The sequence below is a fragment of the Geothrix rubra genome (assembly GCF_030268065.1).
In the GTDB taxonomy this organism is placed as follows: Bacteria; Acidobacteriota; Holophagae; order Holophagales; family Holophagaceae; genus Geothrix; species Geothrix rubra.
Map to the genome: position 1 here is coordinate 212,872 of NZ_BSDD01000003.1, position 18,628 is coordinate 231,499.

16 protein-coding genes and 1 tRNA gene are annotated in these 18,628 nt (G+C 70.8%); 10 read left to right on the forward strand and 7 right to left on the reverse strand.

Annotated features, from left to right (window positions below; all coding sequences use genetic code 11):
• Positions 1 to 9: 9 nt before the first annotated feature.
• A complete protein-coding gene (locus QSJ33_RS09005; protein ID WP_285724762.1) occupies positions 10 to 2,124 on the forward strand; it encodes a SpoIID/LytB domain-containing protein in 2,115 nt (704 codons plus the stop codon).
• Positions 2,125 to 2,201: 77 nt separating this feature from the next.
• On the forward strand, positions 2,202 to 3,164 hold the full coding sequence (locus tag QSJ33_RS09010; RefSeq protein WP_285724764.1) for a hypothetical protein: 963 nt from the start codon (positions 2,202 to 2,204) through the stop codon (positions 3,162 to 3,164).
• A gap of 11 nt (positions 3,165 to 3,175) precedes the next feature.
• Here the strand turns inward: QSJ33_RS09010 and fdhF are convergent, their stop codons facing one another.
• Both fdhF and QSJ33_RS09020 read right to left on the reverse strand, forming a co-directional pair.
• The gene (fdhF, locus tag QSJ33_RS09015) at positions 3,176 to 5,851 is read right to left on the reverse strand and encodes a formate dehydrogenase subunit alpha (protein ID WP_285724766.1); all 2,676 of its coding nucleotides are present in this window, start codon (positions 5,849 to 5,851) and stop codon (positions 3,176 to 3,178) included.
• Positions 5,852 to 5,909: 58 nt separating this feature from the next.
• Positions 5,910 to 6,362, reverse strand: a complete 453-nt coding sequence (locus tag QSJ33_RS09020; protein ID WP_285724768.1) for a deoxycytidylate deaminase — start codon at positions 6,360 to 6,362, stop codon at positions 5,910 to 5,912.
• A 95-nt stretch (positions 6,363 to 6,457) separates the two neighbouring features.
• On the opposite strand from QSJ33_RS09020, the gene QSJ33_RS09025 reads away from it, so the two are divergent.
• A complete protein-coding gene (locus QSJ33_RS09025) occupies positions 6,458 to 7,531 on the forward strand; it encodes a hypothetical protein (protein ID WP_285724770.1) in 1,074 nt (357 codons plus the stop codon).
• Positions 7,532 to 7,564: 33 nt separating this feature from the next.
• Here the strand turns inward: QSJ33_RS09025 and QSJ33_RS09030 are convergent, their stop codons facing one another.
• Together QSJ33_RS09030 and QSJ33_RS09035 are read right to left on the reverse strand one after the other, a co-directional pair.
• A complete protein-coding gene (locus tag QSJ33_RS09030) occupies positions 7,565 to 9,667 on the reverse strand; it encodes a DNA topoisomerase 3 (RefSeq protein ID WP_285724772.1) in 2,103 nt (700 codons plus the stop codon).
• A gap of 58 nt (positions 9,668 to 9,725) precedes the next feature.
• Positions 9,726 to 10,049, reverse strand: coding sequence for an HU family DNA-binding protein (locus QSJ33_RS09035; RefSeq protein WP_285724774.1), 324 nt, complete (start codon positions 10,047 to 10,049; stop codon positions 9,726 to 9,728).
• A 183-nt stretch (positions 10,050 to 10,232) separates the two neighbouring features.
• Between QSJ33_RS09035 and QSJ33_RS09040 the strand changes: the two genes are divergently transcribed.
• From QSJ33_RS09040 to QSJ33_RS09050, 3 genes are all read left to right on the forward strand, one after another.
• Positions 10,233 to 10,308, forward strand: a tRNA-Arg gene (locus tag QSJ33_RS09040).
• 147 nt (positions 10,309 to 10,455) lie between these two features.
• The gene (locus tag QSJ33_RS09045) at positions 10,456 to 11,166 is read left to right on the forward strand and encodes a TatD family hydrolase (RefSeq protein WP_285724776.1); all 711 of its coding nucleotides are present in this window, start codon (positions 10,456 to 10,458) and stop codon (positions 11,164 to 11,166) included.
• Positions 11,163 to 11,894 carry a tRNA threonylcarbamoyladenosine dehydratase gene (locus tag QSJ33_RS09050; RefSeq protein WP_285724778.1) on the forward strand — a complete coding sequence of 244 codons (732 nt, stop codon included), beginning with the start codon at positions 11,163 to 11,165 and terminating at the stop codon, positions 11,892 to 11,894. Before QSJ33_RS09045 ends, QSJ33_RS09050 begins: the two co-directional genes overlap by 4 nt.
• Here QSJ33_RS09050 and QSJ33_RS09055 read toward each other — a convergent pair.
• The 3 genes from QSJ33_RS09055 to QSJ33_RS09065 form a co-directional block, all read right to left on the reverse strand.
• A complete protein-coding gene (locus QSJ33_RS09055; RefSeq protein ID WP_285724780.1) occupies positions 11,891 to 13,498 on the reverse strand; it encodes a hybrid sensor histidine kinase/response regulator in 1,608 nt (535 codons plus the stop codon). The two genes, QSJ33_RS09050 and QSJ33_RS09055, sit on opposite strands and share 4 nt — an antisense overlap.
• A 134-nt stretch (positions 13,499 to 13,632) precedes the next feature.
• Entirely contained in the window at positions 13,633 to 15,258 is a 1,626-nt protein-coding gene (locus tag QSJ33_RS09060) for an ATP-binding cassette domain-containing protein (protein WP_285724782.1), read from the reverse strand.
• A gap of 180 nt (positions 15,259 to 15,438) precedes the next feature.
• Positions 15,439 to 15,894 (reverse strand): single-stranded DNA-binding protein, encoded by a 456-nt coding sequence (locus tag QSJ33_RS09065; RefSeq protein ID WP_285724784.1) that lies wholly within the window; start codon positions 15,892 to 15,894, stop codon positions 15,439 to 15,441.
• A 99-nt stretch (positions 15,895 to 15,993) separates the two neighbouring features.
• Here QSJ33_RS09065 and QSJ33_RS09070 point away from each other — a divergent pair, with 99 nt between their 5' ends.
• From QSJ33_RS09070 to QSJ33_RS09085, 4 genes are all read left to right on the forward strand, one after another.
• Positions 15,994 to 16,725, forward strand: coding sequence for a gamma-glutamyl-gamma-aminobutyrate hydrolase family protein (locus tag QSJ33_RS09070; protein ID WP_285724785.1), 732 nt, complete (start codon positions 15,994 to 15,996; stop codon positions 16,723 to 16,725).
• Positions 16,726 to 16,883: 158 nt separating this feature from the next.
• Entirely contained in the window at positions 16,884 to 17,336 is a 453-nt protein-coding gene (locus QSJ33_RS09075) for an anti-sigma factor (RefSeq protein ID WP_285724787.1), read from the forward strand.
• A gap of 141 nt (positions 17,337 to 17,477) precedes the next feature.
• Positions 17,478 to 18,266, forward strand: a complete 789-nt coding sequence (locus QSJ33_RS09080; RefSeq protein ID WP_285724789.1) for an enoyl-CoA hydratase/isomerase family protein — start codon at positions 17,478 to 17,480, stop codon at positions 18,264 to 18,266.
• 64 nt (positions 18,267 to 18,330) lie between these two features.
• The gene (locus tag QSJ33_RS09085; protein WP_285724791.1) at positions 18,331 to 18,627 is read left to right on the forward strand and encodes a hypothetical protein; all 297 of its coding nucleotides are present in this window, start codon (positions 18,331 to 18,333) and stop codon (positions 18,625 to 18,627) included.
• Position 18,628: the final 1 nt, after the last annotated feature.

An 18,628-nucleotide genomic window follows, 5' to 3' on the forward strand; every position in this document is an offset into this window, starting at 1 on the left:
AATGGAGCCATGTTCAGACCCGCCGCCCTGCTCCTGGTCCTCCTCGCCCCGCTCCTTCCCCTCCGCGCCGCAGAACCCACCGTGCGCATCGGCCTCGACACCCAGGCCACCGAATGGGTGGTCCAGCTGGAGGGCGGCGGCCAGGTCTGCGACCGCGCCGGGAAGCCGGTCATGAAGGTGGCCCCGGACGAGAAGCTGCGCATCTGGTGGGACAGCCGGGGCAGCTCGGATCCCACCCAGGAATACCGGGTCCAGGTCAGCCATCCCCTGGCCCTGCCCGAAGCCGAGGCCCTCATGAAGCGCCTGCGGGCCGTGGGTGAGCATCCTGACCGGGTGAAGGTGCCCGACGCCGATACCTGGCGGGTGCTCACCGGCCACTTCCCCACCACGGAGGCGGCGGAACCCGTGCTCCAGAAGCTCCAGGACCTGGGCCTGGACGAGCTCTGGGTGTCTTCCGAATCCCGCACCGTGCCCCCCCGCAAGGGCCGGGCACTGTATGCCATCACCGAGCGCTACGAGCGCCGCCCCCTGCCGCTCGGGGGCATCTGGTTGAAGCCCGCCGGCGAGCTGACGACCCTCGTGGGGAAGGGCCGGTACCGCGGCAAGGTGGAGCTCTTCCCCAACGCCCAGGGACGCCTCACGGTGGTGAACACCCTGGGCCTGGAGACCTACCTCCGGGGCGTGGTGCCCAAGGAGATGGGGGCTTGGGAGTTCCCCTCCCTGGAGGCCCTCAAGGCCCAGGCCGTGGCCGCCCGCACCTATGCCGTCGCGAACCTCGGCAAGCACGCCAGGGACGGCTACGACATGACCGACACCGTGGCCGACCAGGTCTACGGTGGCCGCGACGGCGAGCAGTCCCTCACGGACCGGGCCGTCAAGGAGACCGAGGGCCTCTTCGCCACCTACGGCGGCAAGCCCATCCTCGCCCTCTTCATGGCCAACTGCGGCGGGCACACCGTGGACGTGTCCGAGGTCTTCGGCGGCGACGCGCCCTACCTGAAGGCCGCCACCTGCTACCCGGTGAGGCCCCTCACCCTGCCCTTCGCCGCAGGCGTGCCCGTCTCCCCGGAAGCCCGCCAGCCCTGGCTCGGCTGGGACCTGCTTCGCCTGGCCTCGGGCATCATCCCGCCGGCCTGGCTGGATCCGAACGTCCTCTCGGCCCCCGCCACCCCGGCCACCCTGGCGGCGCCGGTCCTGGCCCTCCAGCAGCGCCTGGGCCTGGACCCCCTGCCCCTGGCCGCGGAGGGCAACCTGTACCTCGCCCTGGCCCGTTCCCTCGGCTTCGACCGGGTGGTCCAGGGCCAGGAACGGCCCCAGGATGCGGCCTACTTCCAGGCGGACGGCCTGCCCGAGGCCGACCGGCTCCTGGCCGAGTTCCTCTCCCGGCGGGGACTCGTCTCCGCCAGCGCGTGGACCGCCAAGGGGCGTCCGACCCTCCGCGAGGCCCTGCAGGCGCTGGCCCGGCTCTGGCAGGACCTCCAGCCCCTGGCCCCGGGCGAAGGCACCCTCCTCATGGATCGGCAGGTGCGGCGCAAGAACGGCGGCCCCGAGCCGCTGCCCCTGGCGCCGGGCCTGCTCCTGGCGGAGGAGTCCCCGGACGGCTCCCTGCGCCTGGTGGCCAGGTCGGACATCCAGGTGGGCGACCGCCTGAAATGGATTCCCGACGCCTCCGGGGCCGCCCTGGTACTGGTGCGACGGCTGGATCCGGACGGCGCGGCCTGGGACCGCTACAGCCCGACGGCACATTGGCGGGTGGATTACTCGGAGGCCGACCTCCTGACCCTGGTCCAGAAACGGTTGAGGGTCCACGGCATCCAGGGCCTGCAGCTCCTGCACGACGCCCAGGGCCGGGTGCTGGAGGCCACGCTGGTGGACGACCGGGGCCGCCCCCACCGCGTGCGGGGCATGCACATCCGCGGCCTGCTGGGCCTGAAGGACAACGTGTTCCGCTACCTGACCGTGGGCCGGGGCGCCGACCGGCACTGGATCTTCTACGGACGGGGCTGGGGCCACGGCGTGGGCATGTGCCAGACCGGCGCCTACGGCATGGCCCTGGAGGGCGCCACCTTCGACCAGATCCTCAAGCACTACTACCCGGGCATTGCCCTCACGAAGCTCGATTGATTTTCAACCATTCGCTCCTTTTCGGGCATTGACGGCCCCCCGGGGTTGACCCACGCTTGCGTTCCACCGGGGGGAGCATGGTCCTGGACGCCTGGATCCTGGGCGCGCCGCTGAAAGTCCAGCGACGGGAGGACCACCCGTACCAGGAGACTGACCTGGCCACCCTCGGCCGGCACGAGCTGGTGCTGAGCCGGGTGCGGTCCCCCCTCGGGGAGCCGGGCTGCCAGCTCTTCCTGGATGGCCGGGCGATCTATGCCCCGGGGGACCCGGCCCCCGGACGGCCCTGGTTCGACCTCTGCCGGGAACTGGGCTACGAGCCCAGCCGGCATTGGGACTGGGACCCGGCCCTGATCCTCTTCCAGCAGGTGGTGCCGGCCCTGGCGGCGGGGTGGCACGAGCCCCCGATCCCCTTGGACGACCAGGGGGTCCCGGAGGGCGTGGTGTGCCTCGCCACCCTGCGCCAGGCCTTCGCCGCCGCCGTGGCGGGCCTCCGCCAGCGGAACGGCGGTCCCGTGGCGGGCAAGGTGGCCGAGACCTTCGAGTGGCTCCCCCTCCGCGCCGTGGTCTTCCACGACGAGGCCCAGCTGCCCCTGGATTTCGAGGGCCTCGGGGGTCCCTGTGGACGCACCTCCCTCTGGCTCGGCATCCACCGGGACCGGGCCGTCGTGCTGGGCGGGGAGGTCCTGCCCGAACGGCAGGGTCGTCACTGGCTCCCGGGCCTCCCAGGAGGGGACGGGCCCGTGGGGCCCGAGGCCTTCCTGGCGGCCGCCGGACTCGATCCCGTCCCGCCGAAGGGCTTCGAGGCGGCCTTCCGCCACGCCCTGGACCACCTCTGCGGCAGCCTGGAAGGCCTGCTCGACGCCTACCGCCGGACCTATCCCGTGGGCATCCCCTGGCAGCACGATGCCTGGGATCGGCTGCGGGGCCGCACCATCGTGGACGTACGGGCCGGCCAGCCGACGGTGCTGGTGCTGGATGATGGCACCGAGCTGGCCCTGGAGAACGCCCCCCAGGTCTCCCGGGAACCCGGGGGGATCTGACTCTCGGGGACTCAGGCCTTCCGGAGGGCCACGGCGGTGACCTTGTACTCGGGCGTGCCGGTGTGCCGGTCCCGGCCCGGACCCGTGGCCTGGTTCACGAAGGCGGGCACGGAATGGAAGGTGGCGAAGGGCTCGCCGGGCCTCACGCGGTCCGTGACGTGGGCCAGGAGGGTGAAGCTGCCGTGCCGGCTGGTCACCGTGACGGCCTCGCCATCCACCACCCCCAGGCTGGCGGCATCGGCGGGATGGAGCTCCAGGCCGTTGTCCGGCCGGAGATGGCCGTTGCGGGTCCGTCCCGTCATGGTGGCCGCGTTGAAATGGAACAGGCTGCGGCCCGTGTTCAGCAGCCAGGGATGGGTGTCGGTCGCCACCTGGGCGCTGGGGGTGTAGTCGAGGAGCCGGAAGGCGGCCCTCCCGCCGCCGGGGAAGCCCTCCGCGTGCAGGACCGCGGTGCCCGGGTGGGACTCGTCCGGGCAGGGCCACTGGATCCCGCCCTCCCGCTCCAGCCGCGCGTAGGTGATGCCCTGGACGTCGGGCCATACCTGGCGGATCTCGTTCCAGACCGATTCGGCATCCGGGAACCGGAAGGGGCCGCCGGCCCCCAGGCGCTCGGCCAGCGCGCAGAGGATCTCCCGGTCCGAGCGGCTGTCGCCCTTCGGGGGCAGGGCCTGGCGCACCCGCTGCACCCGGCGCTCGCCGTTCATGAAGGTGCCCTCCTTCTCGAAGGGGCTGGCCGCGGGCAGGAAAACGGTGCCGAAGGCCCGGGCCGTCTCCGTCATGAAGAGATCCACGACCACCAGGGCTTCCAGGCCGTGCAGGTTCTCCGCCGTGGTCCGGGCATCCGCATGGCTCAGCAGCACGTCGTAGCCGAGGACCAGCAGCGCCCTGAGGCGGCCCTCCCCCGCGGCATCCAGCATCCCCATGGCCGTGAGCCCCGGGGCCTCCGGCAACGCCGCGCCCCACACCGGCAGATGGTCCGCGAGGGCCCGCGCCAGGGGCCGGTAGCCCGTGAGGCGCGTGGGCTCGCAGCCCATCTGGGCGCTGCCCTGCACGTTGTTCTGGCCGCGCAGGGGGTTCACCCCGGCGCCGGGGAGGCCGAGGTTGCCTGTGAGGAGCGCGAGGTGGGCCAGGGCCATCACGCCGTCCGTCCCCTGGATGTGCTCCGTGACGCCGAGGCCGTGGAGGCACATGGCGGGCTTCGACGTGGCGTAGAGCCGGGCGGCGCGCCGGATGTCCTCCGCCGCCACCCCGCAGGCCGCCGCGGCCCGTTCCGGTGTCCAGGCCTGCAGCGAGGTCACGAAGGCCTCCAGGCCCTCCGTGCGCGACTGGATGAAGGCCAGGTCCGCCAGGCCCTCGTCGAGGATGACCCGCGCCAGGGCCTGGAACAGGGGCAGGTTGGTGCCCGGGCGCAGGGCGAGGTGGACCGTCGCCTCGGCGGCCAGCTCCGTGCGGCGGGGGTCGATGACCACCAGGGGGACGCCGGCCCTGGCCCGCTGGCGGATCCGCGCCCCCACGATGGGGTGGTTCTCCGTGGCGTTCGCGCCCACCACCAGGAGCATCGCCGCCCGCTCGATGTCCGCGAAGCTGTTCGTGGCGGCGCCGGTGCCGAGCACCTGGCCCAGGCCCGTGGCGCTGGGCGCGTGGCAGACCCGGGCGCAGCAGTCCACGTTGTGGGTGCCCAGGGCCAGGCGCGCGAACTTCTGGGTGAGGTAGTTCTCCTCGTTGGTGGCCCGGCTGGAGGCCAGCACCCCCACCCCGCCGGGACCGGCGTTCATGACCGCCTGGCGCAGGGCCACCGCGGCTGCATCCAGGGCCTCGTCCCAGGAGACCTCCTCCCAGGCCCCGTTCCGGCGGACCATGGGCCGGGTCACGCGGTCCTCCGCCTCCTGGAAGCCGAAGGCGTAGCGCCCCTTCACGCAGAGGTGACCGCGGCTCACGACCGAGTCCAGGACGGGCCGGGACTCGGTGATCCGTCCATCCGTGAGGCCCAGGTCCAGCTCGCAGCCCGTGCCGCAGTAGGGGCAGGTGGTGCGCACCCAGCGGTCCGGCTGGCCGTGGCGGATCCGGGCGGCATCCTCGATGGCCCCTGTGGGGCAGGTGTCTGCGCAGGCCCCACAGCTCACGCACCCGCTGGCCAGCAGGCTGCCGGCGGTCTCCGGGACCACGTGCCAATCGGTGCCCCGGGAGACGGCCGTCCACACGTCCTGCCCCTGCACCTCCGAGCAGATGCGGACGCAGCGGCCGCAGGCCACGCACCAGGACAGATCCACATCCAGGTAGGGGTGCCCCGCCTCGCGGAATCCCGACCGGTCGTTCCCCGAAGGCGCCACGCCGTACCGGTCCAGCAGCCGCTGGAAGGGCTTGCCGGCCATGCGCTCCGGGGCCCCGGCGGGGAGGCGGCGGGCGTAGAGCTCCAACATGGAACGCCGGAAGTCCTCCAGCGCGGGCGTGTGGGTCTCGACCTCCAGGCCCTCGGTGGCTTCCGTCGCGCAGGCGCACAGCGGCCGCTCCTGGCCGCGGACCTCCACCTCGCAGAGGCGGCAGGCGGAGGCGGGCTTCAGCCGGGGATCCGAGCAGAGGGTGGGCACCTCGATCCCGTGCCGTGCCAGGGCCTCCAGCAGCGTCAGGCCCGCCGGAACGGTCAGGTCGCGGCCGTTGGCGCGCAGGCGGATGGAGGCAGGTGCCATCGGGGGCGGCTCCAGGGAGTCGGGGCGTGGATCGAGTATGCGCCCCGGCAGGCCCCCATCAAGGTTCTTCGTGGTGATCCCACCGGACCGCGAAGTGGTCCAGGATGGCCTGGCGCTCGGCCCGTTCCTGCTCGGCGATGCTGGCGTAGGGATGGCGGAACACCACGCGGCGCACGCCCCGGCGCACGAGGGCCCGGGTGCAGACGAGGCAGGGCTCATGGGTGACATAGGCCGTGGCCACGGGCCCGTCGCAGAAGCCCAGGGCGTTCTCCTCCGCATGGCTGGTGTGCAGGCAACGCTGGCCGGGCTTGCAGGTGTCCGGCGTGCAGTGGGGCATCCCCGGCAGGGCACCGTTGAAACCCGCCGCCGCGATGCCGCCGTCGGCCCTCAGAAGCACGGCCCCGACCTTCAGGCGGCAACAGGTCCCCAGGCGGCTCAGCTCCAGGGCCATGTTCATGAAGACTTCGTCCTTGAGCTGGGCGCGGACCACGGTCACCTCGAGTGCTTCCATGATCGCAGCCCCGGGCCGAATCGTGCCTTCCGTCACAGTCCCGGCTATTCCACCCTACTGCCGGATGAGCATAATAAAATATAGGCAGGTAATTTATGAGAATCCGCACCCTTCTTGCCCTGTCATTCGTGCTCCTGGCCTCGGTTCCAGGCCTCGTCGCCCAGGGCTGGGACCCCGGGACGCAGGCCCGGGGATGGGCGTTCCAGGACGTGGACGGCTCCCTGTTCTTCTACGATGCCGGCAGCCGCGCCCTGCGCCAGTGGCAGAAGGGGGGCGGACTCCTGGCCACCCAGACCCTTCCGCTTCCCCCGGCCCGCAAGGCGCCGGCACCAAAGGTCGAGCCCACCGCCCCCATCGCCACCACTTCGTCCGCCTACGAATCCGCCGGGGCCCTGCTCTACGGCATCCCCGCCTCCCAGCGGACCCAGGTCCGCCAGGCCAAGGCCGCCCCGAAGGTCGAGGCCGAAGCCACCTGCGACGCGGTGCCCGAACGCTGGGTCCTGGACACGGCCAACCGCATCTGGGTGGTCTGCGAGGAGCGCCTGGTGGTGATCGAGCGGAATGGCCAGATGGGCGCCACCTACCCCCTTCCCGGCCCCGTGGAGGATCTCGCCGCCGACCACGACGGCATCTACCTGAACTACCGCACCATCAAGCCCTTCATCGAGAAGCGCAGCCTCAAGGACGGCCAGGTGCTCTGGACCTACGGCGACCGGGGCGCCCTCCGGGAGGCGGCGGCCCTGCCCCTGCTGGTGGCCCTGAACCGCATGACCCTGGCCGGGGACGGCGCCCTCTACCTGGCGGAAGGCGGCGGCCTGGCCTTCACCGTGCTGGACGCCGACCGGGGCCCCCAGACCCCCGGCCAGAGTTTCTTCACCTACCAGGGCTCCGTCGCCTCCCGCGTCAACCTGGGCCGCGCGGGCCGCGGCCCCCTCCTCGCCTGGGCCGGGAAGGACGTCCTCTTCTCCGCCTTCAGCGGCCCCCAGCTCAGGGGCACCGGCGCGCCCGACGCCAAGGGCGTCGTCCTGGCCCGCTTCGACCTCGCGAAGGGCACCCTGGACTGGCTCCCCACCGGCCTCGCCGAGGGTCACCGCCTCGTCGGCCTCCTGGAGCACGAGGCCGTCTTCCTCAACCCCGAGGGCGGCCTCTCCTACGCACCCATCCGTTAGCGGGACCTGGACGCACCCGGCGCGGGAGCCCGCCTAGGGGGCCTTCACCACCGGCGCCAGGACGTTGCAGGCCAGGCAGCGATGGAAGAACTCGCCGCGCCGGGTGCTGGGGATGATCCGCATGGGCTGGCCGCAGGTGGGGCAGGGGCTGCCGTGGAGCTGGGGGGCGGGCGCGTCCTGGAGTTCGGCCACCACGCCGGAGACGAACCCGCGGATATCGGCCATGAAGGCGGCACGGGTCTCCTCGCCGCGCCGCATGCGCTCGAGGCGGGCCTCCCAGCTTCCGGTCAGCTCGGCGCTGCGCAGGGCCTCGGCCGGAAGGCCCTGGATCAGCCGGATGCCCTTCTCAGTGGGCAGCAGGACGTTGCGCTTGCGCTCGATGTAGGCGCGCTTGATGAGGGTCTCGATCATGTTGGCGCGCGTCGCGGGGGTGCCCAGGCCGCAGTCCCGCATGGCCCCGCGCAGGGCCTCGTCATCCAGTTCGCGGCCCGCGCCCTGCATGGCGGCCAGGAGGTCCCCCTCGCTCATGCGCTTCGGCGGCGTGGTCTTCCCCTCCTTGGGATGCAGGGAGACGACCGCGACGGCCTCGCCCTTCTTCACGACGGGCAGCCCGCCTTCGGCACCCTCGTCCCCCTCCTCTTCCCCGGGGCCCTCCTGCGCCTCGCCCTCGGCCGGATCGGCAGCCTTCTCCGCCTTCCTGCGGCGGTGGGGCGGATCGACGGCGGACCACCCCTCGTCCTTCACCACCGTGCCGCTCGTCTTGAAGAGCTCCCCTTCCACCTCAGTGAGGATCGTGGTCTTGGCCTCCACGCGGTCCGGGAAGTAGGCCCCCAGGAAGCGCCGGGCGATGAGGTCGTAGAGGCGGAGCTCGTCGCCCGCGAGGCCCCTGGCCGGCTTCTCGGTGGGCACCAGGGCGGCGTGGTCCTCCACCTCCTTGTCGTTGACGAAGCGCTTGTCCAGCTTCACCGGCCACCGCTTGCGCAGCGCGTCGAGGAAGGGCTGCAGGTCCGCGAGCTGCCCCTGGGCCAGGGCCTTGATCCACTGGGGCGCCTTCAGCGCGTCGGCCTCCGTGAGGTGGCGGCTGTTCGTGCGGGGATAGGAGATGAGCTGCTTCTCGTAGAGGTTCTGCGCCAGCCCCAGGGTGGCCTCGGCGGTGAGGCCGAAGCGTTTGTTGGCCTCCTTCTGCAGGGCGGTGAGGTCGTACAGGAGCTCGGGCTTCTTCTTCTCCGTCCGGCCCGTGACGCTGCGGATCCGCCCCGGCTTCCCCGCCAGCCTGGCCGCGAGGTCCCTCGCCTCGGCCTCGGTGGCGAAGCGTTCCCGGGTCTCGCCCTCGTGCTCCTTGAACCAGCGCCCCTCGTACTCCCCGTCGGGATGCCCGAACCGGGCCCGGAGCGTCCAGAAGGGCTGGGGCTTGAAGTCGCGGATCTCGAGCTCCCGGCGCACCAGCAGGGCCAGGGTCGGCGTCTGCACCCGGCCCACGCTCCACACGCCGTCTTCCGCACCGGCCCGGCGCATGCGCAGGGTCTGGGCCCGCGTGGCGTTGATGCCCACCAGCCAGTCCGCCTCCTGGCGGCTGCGGGCGGCGTCCCGGAGGCCGGCGTAGGCCTCCCCGGGCTTCATGGCGCCGTAGGCTTCGCGGATGGCCTCGGGCGTGAGGCTGGAGGTCCAGAAGCGCTGGACGGGCTTGGCGCATCCCGCCAGCCGGTAGACGAGATCGAAGATCAGCTCGCCCTCGCGCCCGGCGTCCGTGGCGTTCACCACCTCGGTGATGTCCTCCCGGTTGAGCAGGCGGGCCACCACCTCGAACTGCTCCCGCGTCTGCTCGATGGGCGCATAGCGGAAGGGCTCCGGGAAGATCGGCAGCCGGTCCCAGCGCCAGGCCTTCCACGCGGGGTCATACCCTTCGGGATTCAAGGCCTCCACCAGGTGTCCCACGCACCACGTCACGACCAGGCCGTTCCCCTCGATGAGGCTCCGGCCCCTTCCCGGCAGCCCCAGGGCCTCCGCCAGGGCGCGGCCCATGCTCGGTTTCTCGGCGATGATCAGACGCAGTGCGGCCCCCGGGAGCGTTTCCCATTGTAGGGGAGCGCGGGATCCGGCGCCCCGCCGCTCGCGGCCACCAGGGGCCGGAACCACCCGGGCATGAAGAAGGGGGCCGCGAGGCCCCCTTCCCTGATCCTCGAGAAGATGCTGGCTACTTCTTCTTGCCCTTGGGGGCGGCCTTCTTCGCGGCCTTGGGCTTGGCGGCCTTGGGGGCCTTCGAGGCCTTGAAGCTCATGGACTTCGAGGCGGCGATCTTGATGGGGGCGCCGGTCTGGGGATTGCGGCCCGTGCGCGCCTTGCGGGTCTTCTGGCTGAAGGTGCCGAAGCCCACGAGCGTCACCTTGCCGCCCTTGTTGACGTGCCCGGCGATGGACTCCAGGAAGCAGCCGATGGCGGCGGCCGCAGCGGACTTGGTGATGTCGGCGGTCTTGGCGACGGCGTCGACGAGTTCAGCCTTGGTGAGATTCTCGGCCATGTTGCTGGCCTCCTGTCAGTGAGCGCCATCGGGCGCTGAGGGAGTTGTCGATTGGATCGTGCCTCAAATTTCCATTCATTCAAGCAGAGAAATTCTGTTTTCTCGGTTCGACCCCGCCCGCGCCGCCGGCCGGCCCTCCTCGAAGGGCGCCCCGTCAGGCTAGAATGGGCCCTGCTGCACACCGGTCCCGTAGCTCAGCGGATAGAGCGACCGCCTCCTAAGCGGTAGGTCGTGGGTTCAATTCCCGCCGGGACCACCAGCCGCCCGGACGGGCGGCGCCGGGACGGTCCACGGCTTCCGGCCGCCCCCAGGCCCTGCCCACGCCGGGCCGGCAGGGGCACCGGAACCCGGGGGGTCTGGAGGAGGCCGGGGCCCGTGCGATGATGGCCGATCACCGCTGGATCCCGTGCCTGCCTGCTTCGACGCCCACTGCCACCTCCAGGACCTTCCACCCGGCGGGGTGGAGGCGGCCCTGGACCGCGCCCGGGCCTCCGGTGTCACCCGGATGGCCTGCTGCGCCACGGGCGAGGCGGACTGGGCGACCGTCCTGGCCCTTGCCGCGGCCCATCCGGAGGTGGTCCCCCTCCTCGGCCTCCATCCCTGGAACGTGGCCGACGCCCGCCCGGGCTGGGAGGAACGGCTGGAGGCCCTGCTGGCCGGCCACCGCGCCGGGGTCGGCGAATGCGGCCTCGATTTCGCCCGCCGCACCCTCCCCCGCGAGGTCCAGGTCCACGCGCTCCGTCTGCAGCTGCGGCTGGCGGTCCGGCTCGGCCGTCCCCTGGCCCTCCACTGCGTCCGCGCCTGGGGGGCGCTGAAGGCCCTCTTCGCGGAGGAGGGCGTACCGCCGGCCGGCGTCCTGGTCCACGCCTTCGGGGGCAGCGCCGAGACCGCCCGGGAACTGCAGGACCTGGGGCTCTGGCTCTCCTTCGCCGCCCCCGGACCGGCGCTGACGGCCGTGCGCGAGGACCGCCTGCTGCTGGAAACCGACGGGGCCGAGCCGGCCGGACTGCCTGCCCTGGCGGCGGCGGCGGCCCCCTTCCTGAACCGGACGGCGGTGGACCTGGCGGGACTCACCCGCCGGAACGGGGAACGCTTCTTCAAGGAGATCCTGCCATGAGGTGGTACTCACGCACCGAGCTGCTGCTGGGCGAGGCGGCCCTGGCCCGCCTCGCCCGGGCCCGGGTGGTGGTCTTCGGCCTCGGTGGCGTAGGTTCGTTCGCCGTGGAGGCCCTCGCCCGTGCCGGCGTGGGCCACCTCCGGCTCGTGGACCACGACGTGGTGGGCGCCAGCAACCTGAACCGCCAGCTCCTCGCCCTGCGCAGCACCCTGGGCCAGCCCAAGGCCGAGGTGGCCGCGGCGCGGGTGCGCGACATCAATCCGGACTGCGAGGTGGAGGCCCGCCACGTGTTCATCCACCACGACACACTGCCGGAGCTCCTCACGCCCCGGCCCGACGTGGTGGTGGACGCCATCGATTCCGTGAGCTGCAAGGTGGCCGTGCTCCAGACCGCCCATGGCCTGGGGCTGCCCATCCTCTCCAGCATGGGCGCCGGGGGACGGCTCGACAGCTCGCAGATCCGCGTGGGCGACCTCAGCGAGACGCGGATGTGCCCCCTGGCCACGGTCATGCGCCGGAACCTCCGGAAGGTCGGCATCGCCACGGGCATCCGCTGCGTCTATTCCCTGGAGCCCGCGGACAACAAGCGGCCCGCCAATCCCCTCGACATCGAACCCCACCGGGGTCCGGGCCGGGTGCGGCGGCCCGTGGGGACCATCTCCTACATGCCCGCCATCGTGGGGCTGAAGGTGGCGGAGGAGGTGCTGAGGCTGCTGCTGGCCCGCTAACTCCCCTCGATGGCCTGGCGGAGCACGGCCATGAACTGGCCGCTCTGGTAGGGCTTGGCGAGGAAGCCGGCCAGGCCGCGGCCGAGGAAGTCCGTCACCACATCCTCCTCGCTGTAGCCGCTGGTCATCACCACCGGCACCCTCGGATTGATCTCATGCATGCGGAGGAAGGCCCGGCGGCCATCCATGTGCGGCATCGTGAGGTCCATCAGGACGGCGGAGAGCTCCCCGTGGCGCAGCTCGAAGAGCCCCAGGGCCTCCTGCCCGTCCGCCGCCTCGAGCACCTGGAATCCGCAGGCCTCGGCCAGCCCCCGCGCCACCGCGCGGGCGGAGGCCTCGTCGTCCACCACCAGGAGCACACCCCTTCCCCGCCACCCGATCCCCACCCGGGGAACCTGCCGCTCCCCCGCGCCCAGGGCCTGGGCCGGGAAGAACAGCTTGAACACCGAGCCCCGGCCCGGCTCGCTGTACACCTTGAGGCTCCCGTGGTGGCCGCGGAGGATGCCCAGCATGGCGGAAAGCCCGAGGCCCCGGCCGGTGAACTTGGTGGTGTAGAAGGGATCGAAGATGCGCTCCCGCACCTCCTGGGTCATCCCGCAGCCGGTATCGCTGACCTCGAGGGTCACGTAGCTCCCGGGGGGAAGGGGCAGCGCCGGCAGCAGGCCCACGTTCGTGGCCTCGTCCACGGCCTGTACGCCGGTCCGCACGGTGATGAGGCCACTGACCTCCTCCCCGATGGCCTCCGAGGCGTTCGTCACCAGGTTCATGACGAGTTGCTGCATCTGCGAAGGATCCGCCGAGATCCGCGGCAGGTCCGGAGCCAGGTCGTAGCGCACCGCCGCCTTCTTGGAGATGGAGACCGTCAGGAGCTGGGTCATCTCCATCACGAGGCGGTTCAGATCCACCTCGATGACCTGCAGGCGACCCTTCCCCGCATAGGCCAGCAGCTGCCGGGTCAGGTCCGCGGCCCGCAGCGTGGCCTGCTCGATCTGGTGCAGGTAGGGCAGCGCCGGGCTTTCCGGAGGCAGGTGCATGCCCCCCAGGTTCGCGTTGCCCAGGATGGTGGTGAGCAGGTTGTTGAAGTCGTGGGCGATGCCCCCCGCCAGCACGCCGAGGCTCTCCAGTTTCTGGGACTGCCGCAGGGCCTCCTCGGCCTCCTTGCGCTGGGTGATGTCCGCCCGGATCGCCACGAACTGCGACGGCCTGCCGTCCTCCCCCAGGAAGGGCACGATGGTGGTGTCCACCCAGTAGGTGCTCCCGTCCTTGGCCCGATTCCGGATCTCCCCCTTCCACACGTGCCCGGCCAGGATGGTCTTCCAGAGCTGGGTCATGAAGATCCGCGGGTGGTAGCCGGAGTTGATGATGCGGTGGTCCTGCCCCAGCAGCTCCTCGCGGGAGTACTTGGAGATGGCGCAGAACTTCTCGTTCACGTAGGTGATCCGCCCCTTGGCGTCCGTCACGGCCACGATGGCGTGCTCGTCCAGGGCCCGCTTGAAGTCCTCGAGGTCGCGGATGGCGCGCGCGAGCCGCGTGGGAACCCTCCTGGATCGACTCCCATCAGAACGCGGGGCCGGGAGTGCCGAATCCTCGTCCTGCCGAAGCACCACAGGGAGAACCCTCCATGGCCGCCCAAAACGGACGGATACGGACTCAATATAGACTCCAGCCCCTCCCAGGCAAGATAGACCCAAGGGACTAGGCGTGTCGGCGGATCGGGCGAACCTCGACCCCGGCCTGCTCAGCGCCCCGTCGGGGCGTTGTACTCCGCGTAGGTGCCCTGGAAGTCCTCGATGCCGTCGTCCGTGAGGTGCCAGATGCGGGTGGCCACCTCGTCGATGATGTCCTCGTCGTGGGTCACGAAGAGGAGCGTGCCCTCATAGCGCTGCAGCGCGTCGTTCAGCGCGATGACGGCCTCCAGGTCCAGGTGGTTGGTGGGCTCGTCCAGCACGAGGATGTTCGGCTTCTGCAGCATGAGCTTGCAGAAGAGCAGGCGGCAGGACTCGCCGCCGCTCAGCACGTCCGTCATCTTGTTGCCCTCTTCGCCGCGGAAGAGCATCTGGCCCATGACGCCGCGGATCTGCTCCTTGGTGGCGTCGGGGTCGAACTGATGCAGCCAGGTCACCAACTCGAAGCCCTTGGGGATGCTCTCGGCGAAATCCTGGGAGAAATAGCCCACGTTGGCCTCGTGCCCCCACTTCACCTCGCCCCCGTCCAGCTTCAGGCCGCCTTCCGTCACCTGGGGCGCGTTGGCCAGCAGGGCGTTCAGCAGGGTGGTCTTGCCGATGCCGTTGCGGCCCATGATGGCGATCTTCTCGCCCCGCTGCACCATGGCCGTGAAGCCCTTGATGACCTCGTGGCGGCCCCCCGTCCCATCCTTGTCGGTGTCGTAGCCCTTCCGGATGTCCTCGAACTCCAGGGCGTAGCGGCCGCCGGGCTTGCCGATGTTGAACTTGATGAAGGGGCGCTGGATGTTGCTGCGGGCCAGGTCGCTGGGCTGGAGGCGCTCCACCTCCTTGCGGCGGCTGTTCACCTGGCTGCTGCGGGTGCCCGCGGCGAAGCGCTGGATGAACTCGTTGAGCTGGGCGATCTTCTTCTCGCGCTGGGCGTTCTCGGATTCGATGCGGCTGCGCACCTGCATCTTGGCCATGACCATGTCGTCGTAGCCGCCCGTGTACTGGATGATCGTCTGGTAGTCGATGTCGGCGATGTGCGTGCAGACGTTGTTCAGGAAGTGGCGGTCGTGCGAGATGACCACCACCGTGCCCTTGTAGCGGTCCAGGAACTCCTCCAGCCAGTGGATGGAATCCAGGTCGAGATGGTTGGTGGGCTCGTCCAGCAGCAGGGCCTCGGGGTTGCCGAACAGGGCCTGGGCCAGCAGCACCCGCACCTTCTGCCCGCCCTGCAGCTCGCCCATCTTCCGCTCGTGCAGGGCCTCCGGGATGCCCAGACCATCCAGCAGGACGGCCGCGTCGGCTTCCGCCGTGTAGCCGTCCTCGTCCGCCACGATGCCCTCGAGCTCGGCCACGCGCATGCCGTCCTCGTCGGTCATCTCCGCCTTCTCGTAGATGGCGTCCCGCTCCTGCAGGGCCTTCCAGAGGCCCGCATTGCCCATGATCACCGTGTCGATCACCCGGAAGGCGTCGAAGGCGAACTGGTCCTGGCGCAGGATGCCCATCTTGCGGGGGCGGAGGACGTTCCCCGTCTGCTGCTCCAGTTCCCCCGCGAGGATCTTCATGAACGTGGACTTGCCCGCCCCATTCGGCCCCGTGAGGCCGTAGCGCCGCCCCGGATTGAAGGTCGTGGTGACGTCCTCGAAGAGGACCTTCGCGCCGTAGCGCATGGTGACGTTCTGGACTGCAAGCATGCGGACTCCCGAACCGACCATTGTACGGGAGGGAGGCTGTTTATCCGAGAGGCTGGCTCCAGACGGCGCCCTGTGGCCGCCGCCGTCTGGAGGTACGGCGGCTCCGCCGCCGGAAAAAGCTTCTCCTAGCTGCAAAAACGGCGCCCGACTGGGCGCCGTTTTTGCAGCCTGACGATCCCCTCAGAAGGGGATGTCGTCGTCCGGGAAGCTGCCGTCGGCGGCCGGGCTGGGGGCGCCGGCCTCCTCGAAGTCCTGGCTGCCGCCCCGGCTGAAGCCGCCTTCGCGGCTGCCGCCGCCCTCTTCCATGCGGCCCAGCATGACGAAGTTGTCGCAGCGGATGTCGCAGGCGGTCTTCTTCACGCCGGCCTGGTCCGTGTACTCGCGGTACTGGATGCGGCCCTCGATCATCACCTGCTTGCCCTTCCGCAGGTACTTCTCGGCGATCTCGGCCTGCTTGCCCCAGACCACGATGTTGTGCCACTCGGTCTTGCTCTGCTTCTCGCCCGACTGGTTCTTCCAGGTCTCCGTAGTGGCCACGGAGAAGCGGGCCACGCTCTGGCCCGAGGGCGTGGACTTCAGCTCGGGATCGCGCCCGAGGTTGCCGATGAGCAGAACCTTGTTCAATGAACCGGACATGATGTCCTCCTTATGTCTCGGCGGAGCTCTCCGCCTCACCGTCGTCTCAGACCATCTGAGGGGGTGGTAGGGTAATCACGATTCTCCCGAGGCCCTCCCGTGTCAAGCATTCTGGTGAGCTGCAAGAACAAGTCCGGCGCCGAGAAGCATTACCTTCCCGCCCTGCGGGGCGCGGGCTGGGACGGCCCCATCGTCCTGCTGGCCCCCGGTGATCCGGAGCCGGACCTGGACGGGATCTCGGGCCTGCTGCTGACTGGGGGCAACGACATCCACCCCCGCCACTGGGACGCCGCCGAGGCTGTGCACCCGAAGGCCGAGGTGGACGTCGACCGGGACGCCATCGAGATTCCCCTCATCCGGGCGGCCTGGGACCGGAACCTGCCCGTGCTGGGCATCTGCCGGGGCGAGCAGATCCTGAACGTGGCCCTGGGCGGCAGCATGATCCAGGACATCCCCGAGCACTACGGCTGCGAGCCCACCCGCCACCAGCACGGCACGCCCGACAGCCCCGACATGCACCACCGCGTGCAGCTGGCCCCGGGATCGCGCCTGCGGGCCCTGCTGGGCGAGGATGTCTTCCTCGTGAACAGCCGCCACCACCAGGCCCTGAGGCGCGTGGCCCCGGGCCTGGTGGCCGTGGGCTGGCACCTGGACACCACCCACCCGGCCACCGGCCCCCTCATCGAGGCTGTGGAAGCCGCCGATCCCGCCCGCTGGGTCTTCGGCGTCCAGTGGCATCCCGAGAACCTCATCCACCTCAAGGGCCCCGCCGGCGACGCCGCCCGGGACCTGTTCGCGGCGTTCGTGGCCGCCCTCGGATCCTCCTCCTGAGGCGACGTGACCCCTTCAGAATGGTCAGCAGGCCATTCATTCTGGTGACCATGGACCGCGGCCAGAGGCTGGGCCATGTGTTTAAATATTGAAAACAGTTAAATTAAACTTATGGATTGAGAATTGCAGTGAATCCCCTGTCTTTGAGGAGACAGACCATGAACCTGCAAGACTCGAAACTTCGCGCCGCACCCCTGGTGGTCGCCCTGGTCGCCCTGGTGGGCGTCCAGATCGGCTGCCAGAAGATGGCGTTCTGGCGTTCCAAACCCCAGGAGATGCACTCCGCTTCCGACGTCCCCGCGAGCCAGGGAACCGTGCGGGTCACCGCCGCAGACAACGGGAACAATCAGGTCTCCATCCGGGTGAAGCACCTGGCACCCCCTTCCAAGATGGCGCCGGGTTCCACGGTCTACGTCGTCTGGTTCCGGCCGGTGGATGGCGACAACCAGAATGTCGGCGCCCTGGTCCTGGACAACGATCTCGAAGGCAGCCTGGACACCCTGACGCCCCACCAGCGGTTCCAGATCTCCATCACGCCCGAACCCAATGGGCAGGCAGCCTCCCCGACCAACGAGCCGGTCTTCACCTACCAGGTGGAGAGCAACAAGTGATCTGACGGCCCGCCACTGGAGATCCGCGCAGACAGCGGCTCCTGGCGGTCCGCCAGCGGCCTTCCCCCACCCGGGCCAGCGCCCCGGCCCGCCCTTGGCGTAAGGTGGTGGATCGCCGGTGTCCGGCCTCCAGGAGCGTCCATGTCCGCCCCCATCCGCTTCGAGATCCGAGATCGCATCGGCCTGCTCACGCTGGCCCGGCCGGACAAGCTGAACGCCCTCGTGCCCGAGATGCGCCCCGGGTTCGAGGAGGCCCTGGCCAGGTCGGCCGAGCCGGGCGTCAAGGCCCTGCTGATCCAGGCGGAGGGGAAGGCCTTCTCCGTGGGCGGCGACATCGGCTGGATGGCCCAGGCCCTGAAGGAGGGCCGGCAGGGGGACCTGGAGGATCTGCTCAACCTGGGCGGCGAGGTGGCCTACGGGCTGCTGACCCTGCCCAAGCCCGTGGTGGCGGTGGTGCAGGGTGCGGCGGCGGGCGGCGGCATGGGCCTGGCCCTCTCGGCGGACCTGCGCCTGGCCACCCCGGACCTGGTGTTCAGCATGGCCTTCGTGAAGATCGGGCTGCACCCCGACTGGGGCAGCAGCGTGGCCCTGGGCCGCCTGCTGAACCCCGCCACCGCCGCGGAGCTGATGCTCACCGGGGACCGCGTGGACGCCCCCCGTGCCCTGGCCCTGGGCCTGGTGAACCGCGTGGTGCCCGCGGACCAGATGGAAGCCGTCGTGCAGGCCCTGGCCCGCCAGCTGGCCGAGGGCCCCGCGCCCACCTTCTCCGCCATCAAGGCCACCGTCCTGCGCAACCAGGGCTTCGAGGCCCCGCGGCTCAAGGCCCTGCTGGCGGCCGAAGCCGCCCAGATGAAGGCCGCCATGGCGAGGCCCGACGCCGGCGAGGGCCTCGCCGCCTTCCTGGAGAAGCGGGCGCCCAGGTTCGCCTGATCCGGAATCTGGACAGCGGTGACATCTTGGAAAATACAATCAAATAGGTGGCATCCTGGATTCTATGCCGCCCGTCTTCACCATCTGTGCCGACTGTGAACGCCACGCCCTGCGCCAGCCCCGGCGCGGGAAGCCCCTGGTGGAGGCCCTGGCCTGCCTCACCCGGCTTCTCCTGACGCGGAAACGCCTCCAGGGCCTCGAGGTGGTCCGGGAATCCTGCCGGCGGAACTGCCCCCTGGGGAAGATCTGCGTGGCCCTGGACCGGGACGGCCGGGAGATCCTGCACCACCTGTCGCCGGACGACGATCTCCGGGCCGTGGCGGCGAAGCTGGCGGGCACCGCCAGGCCCGGCCAGGGCTGAG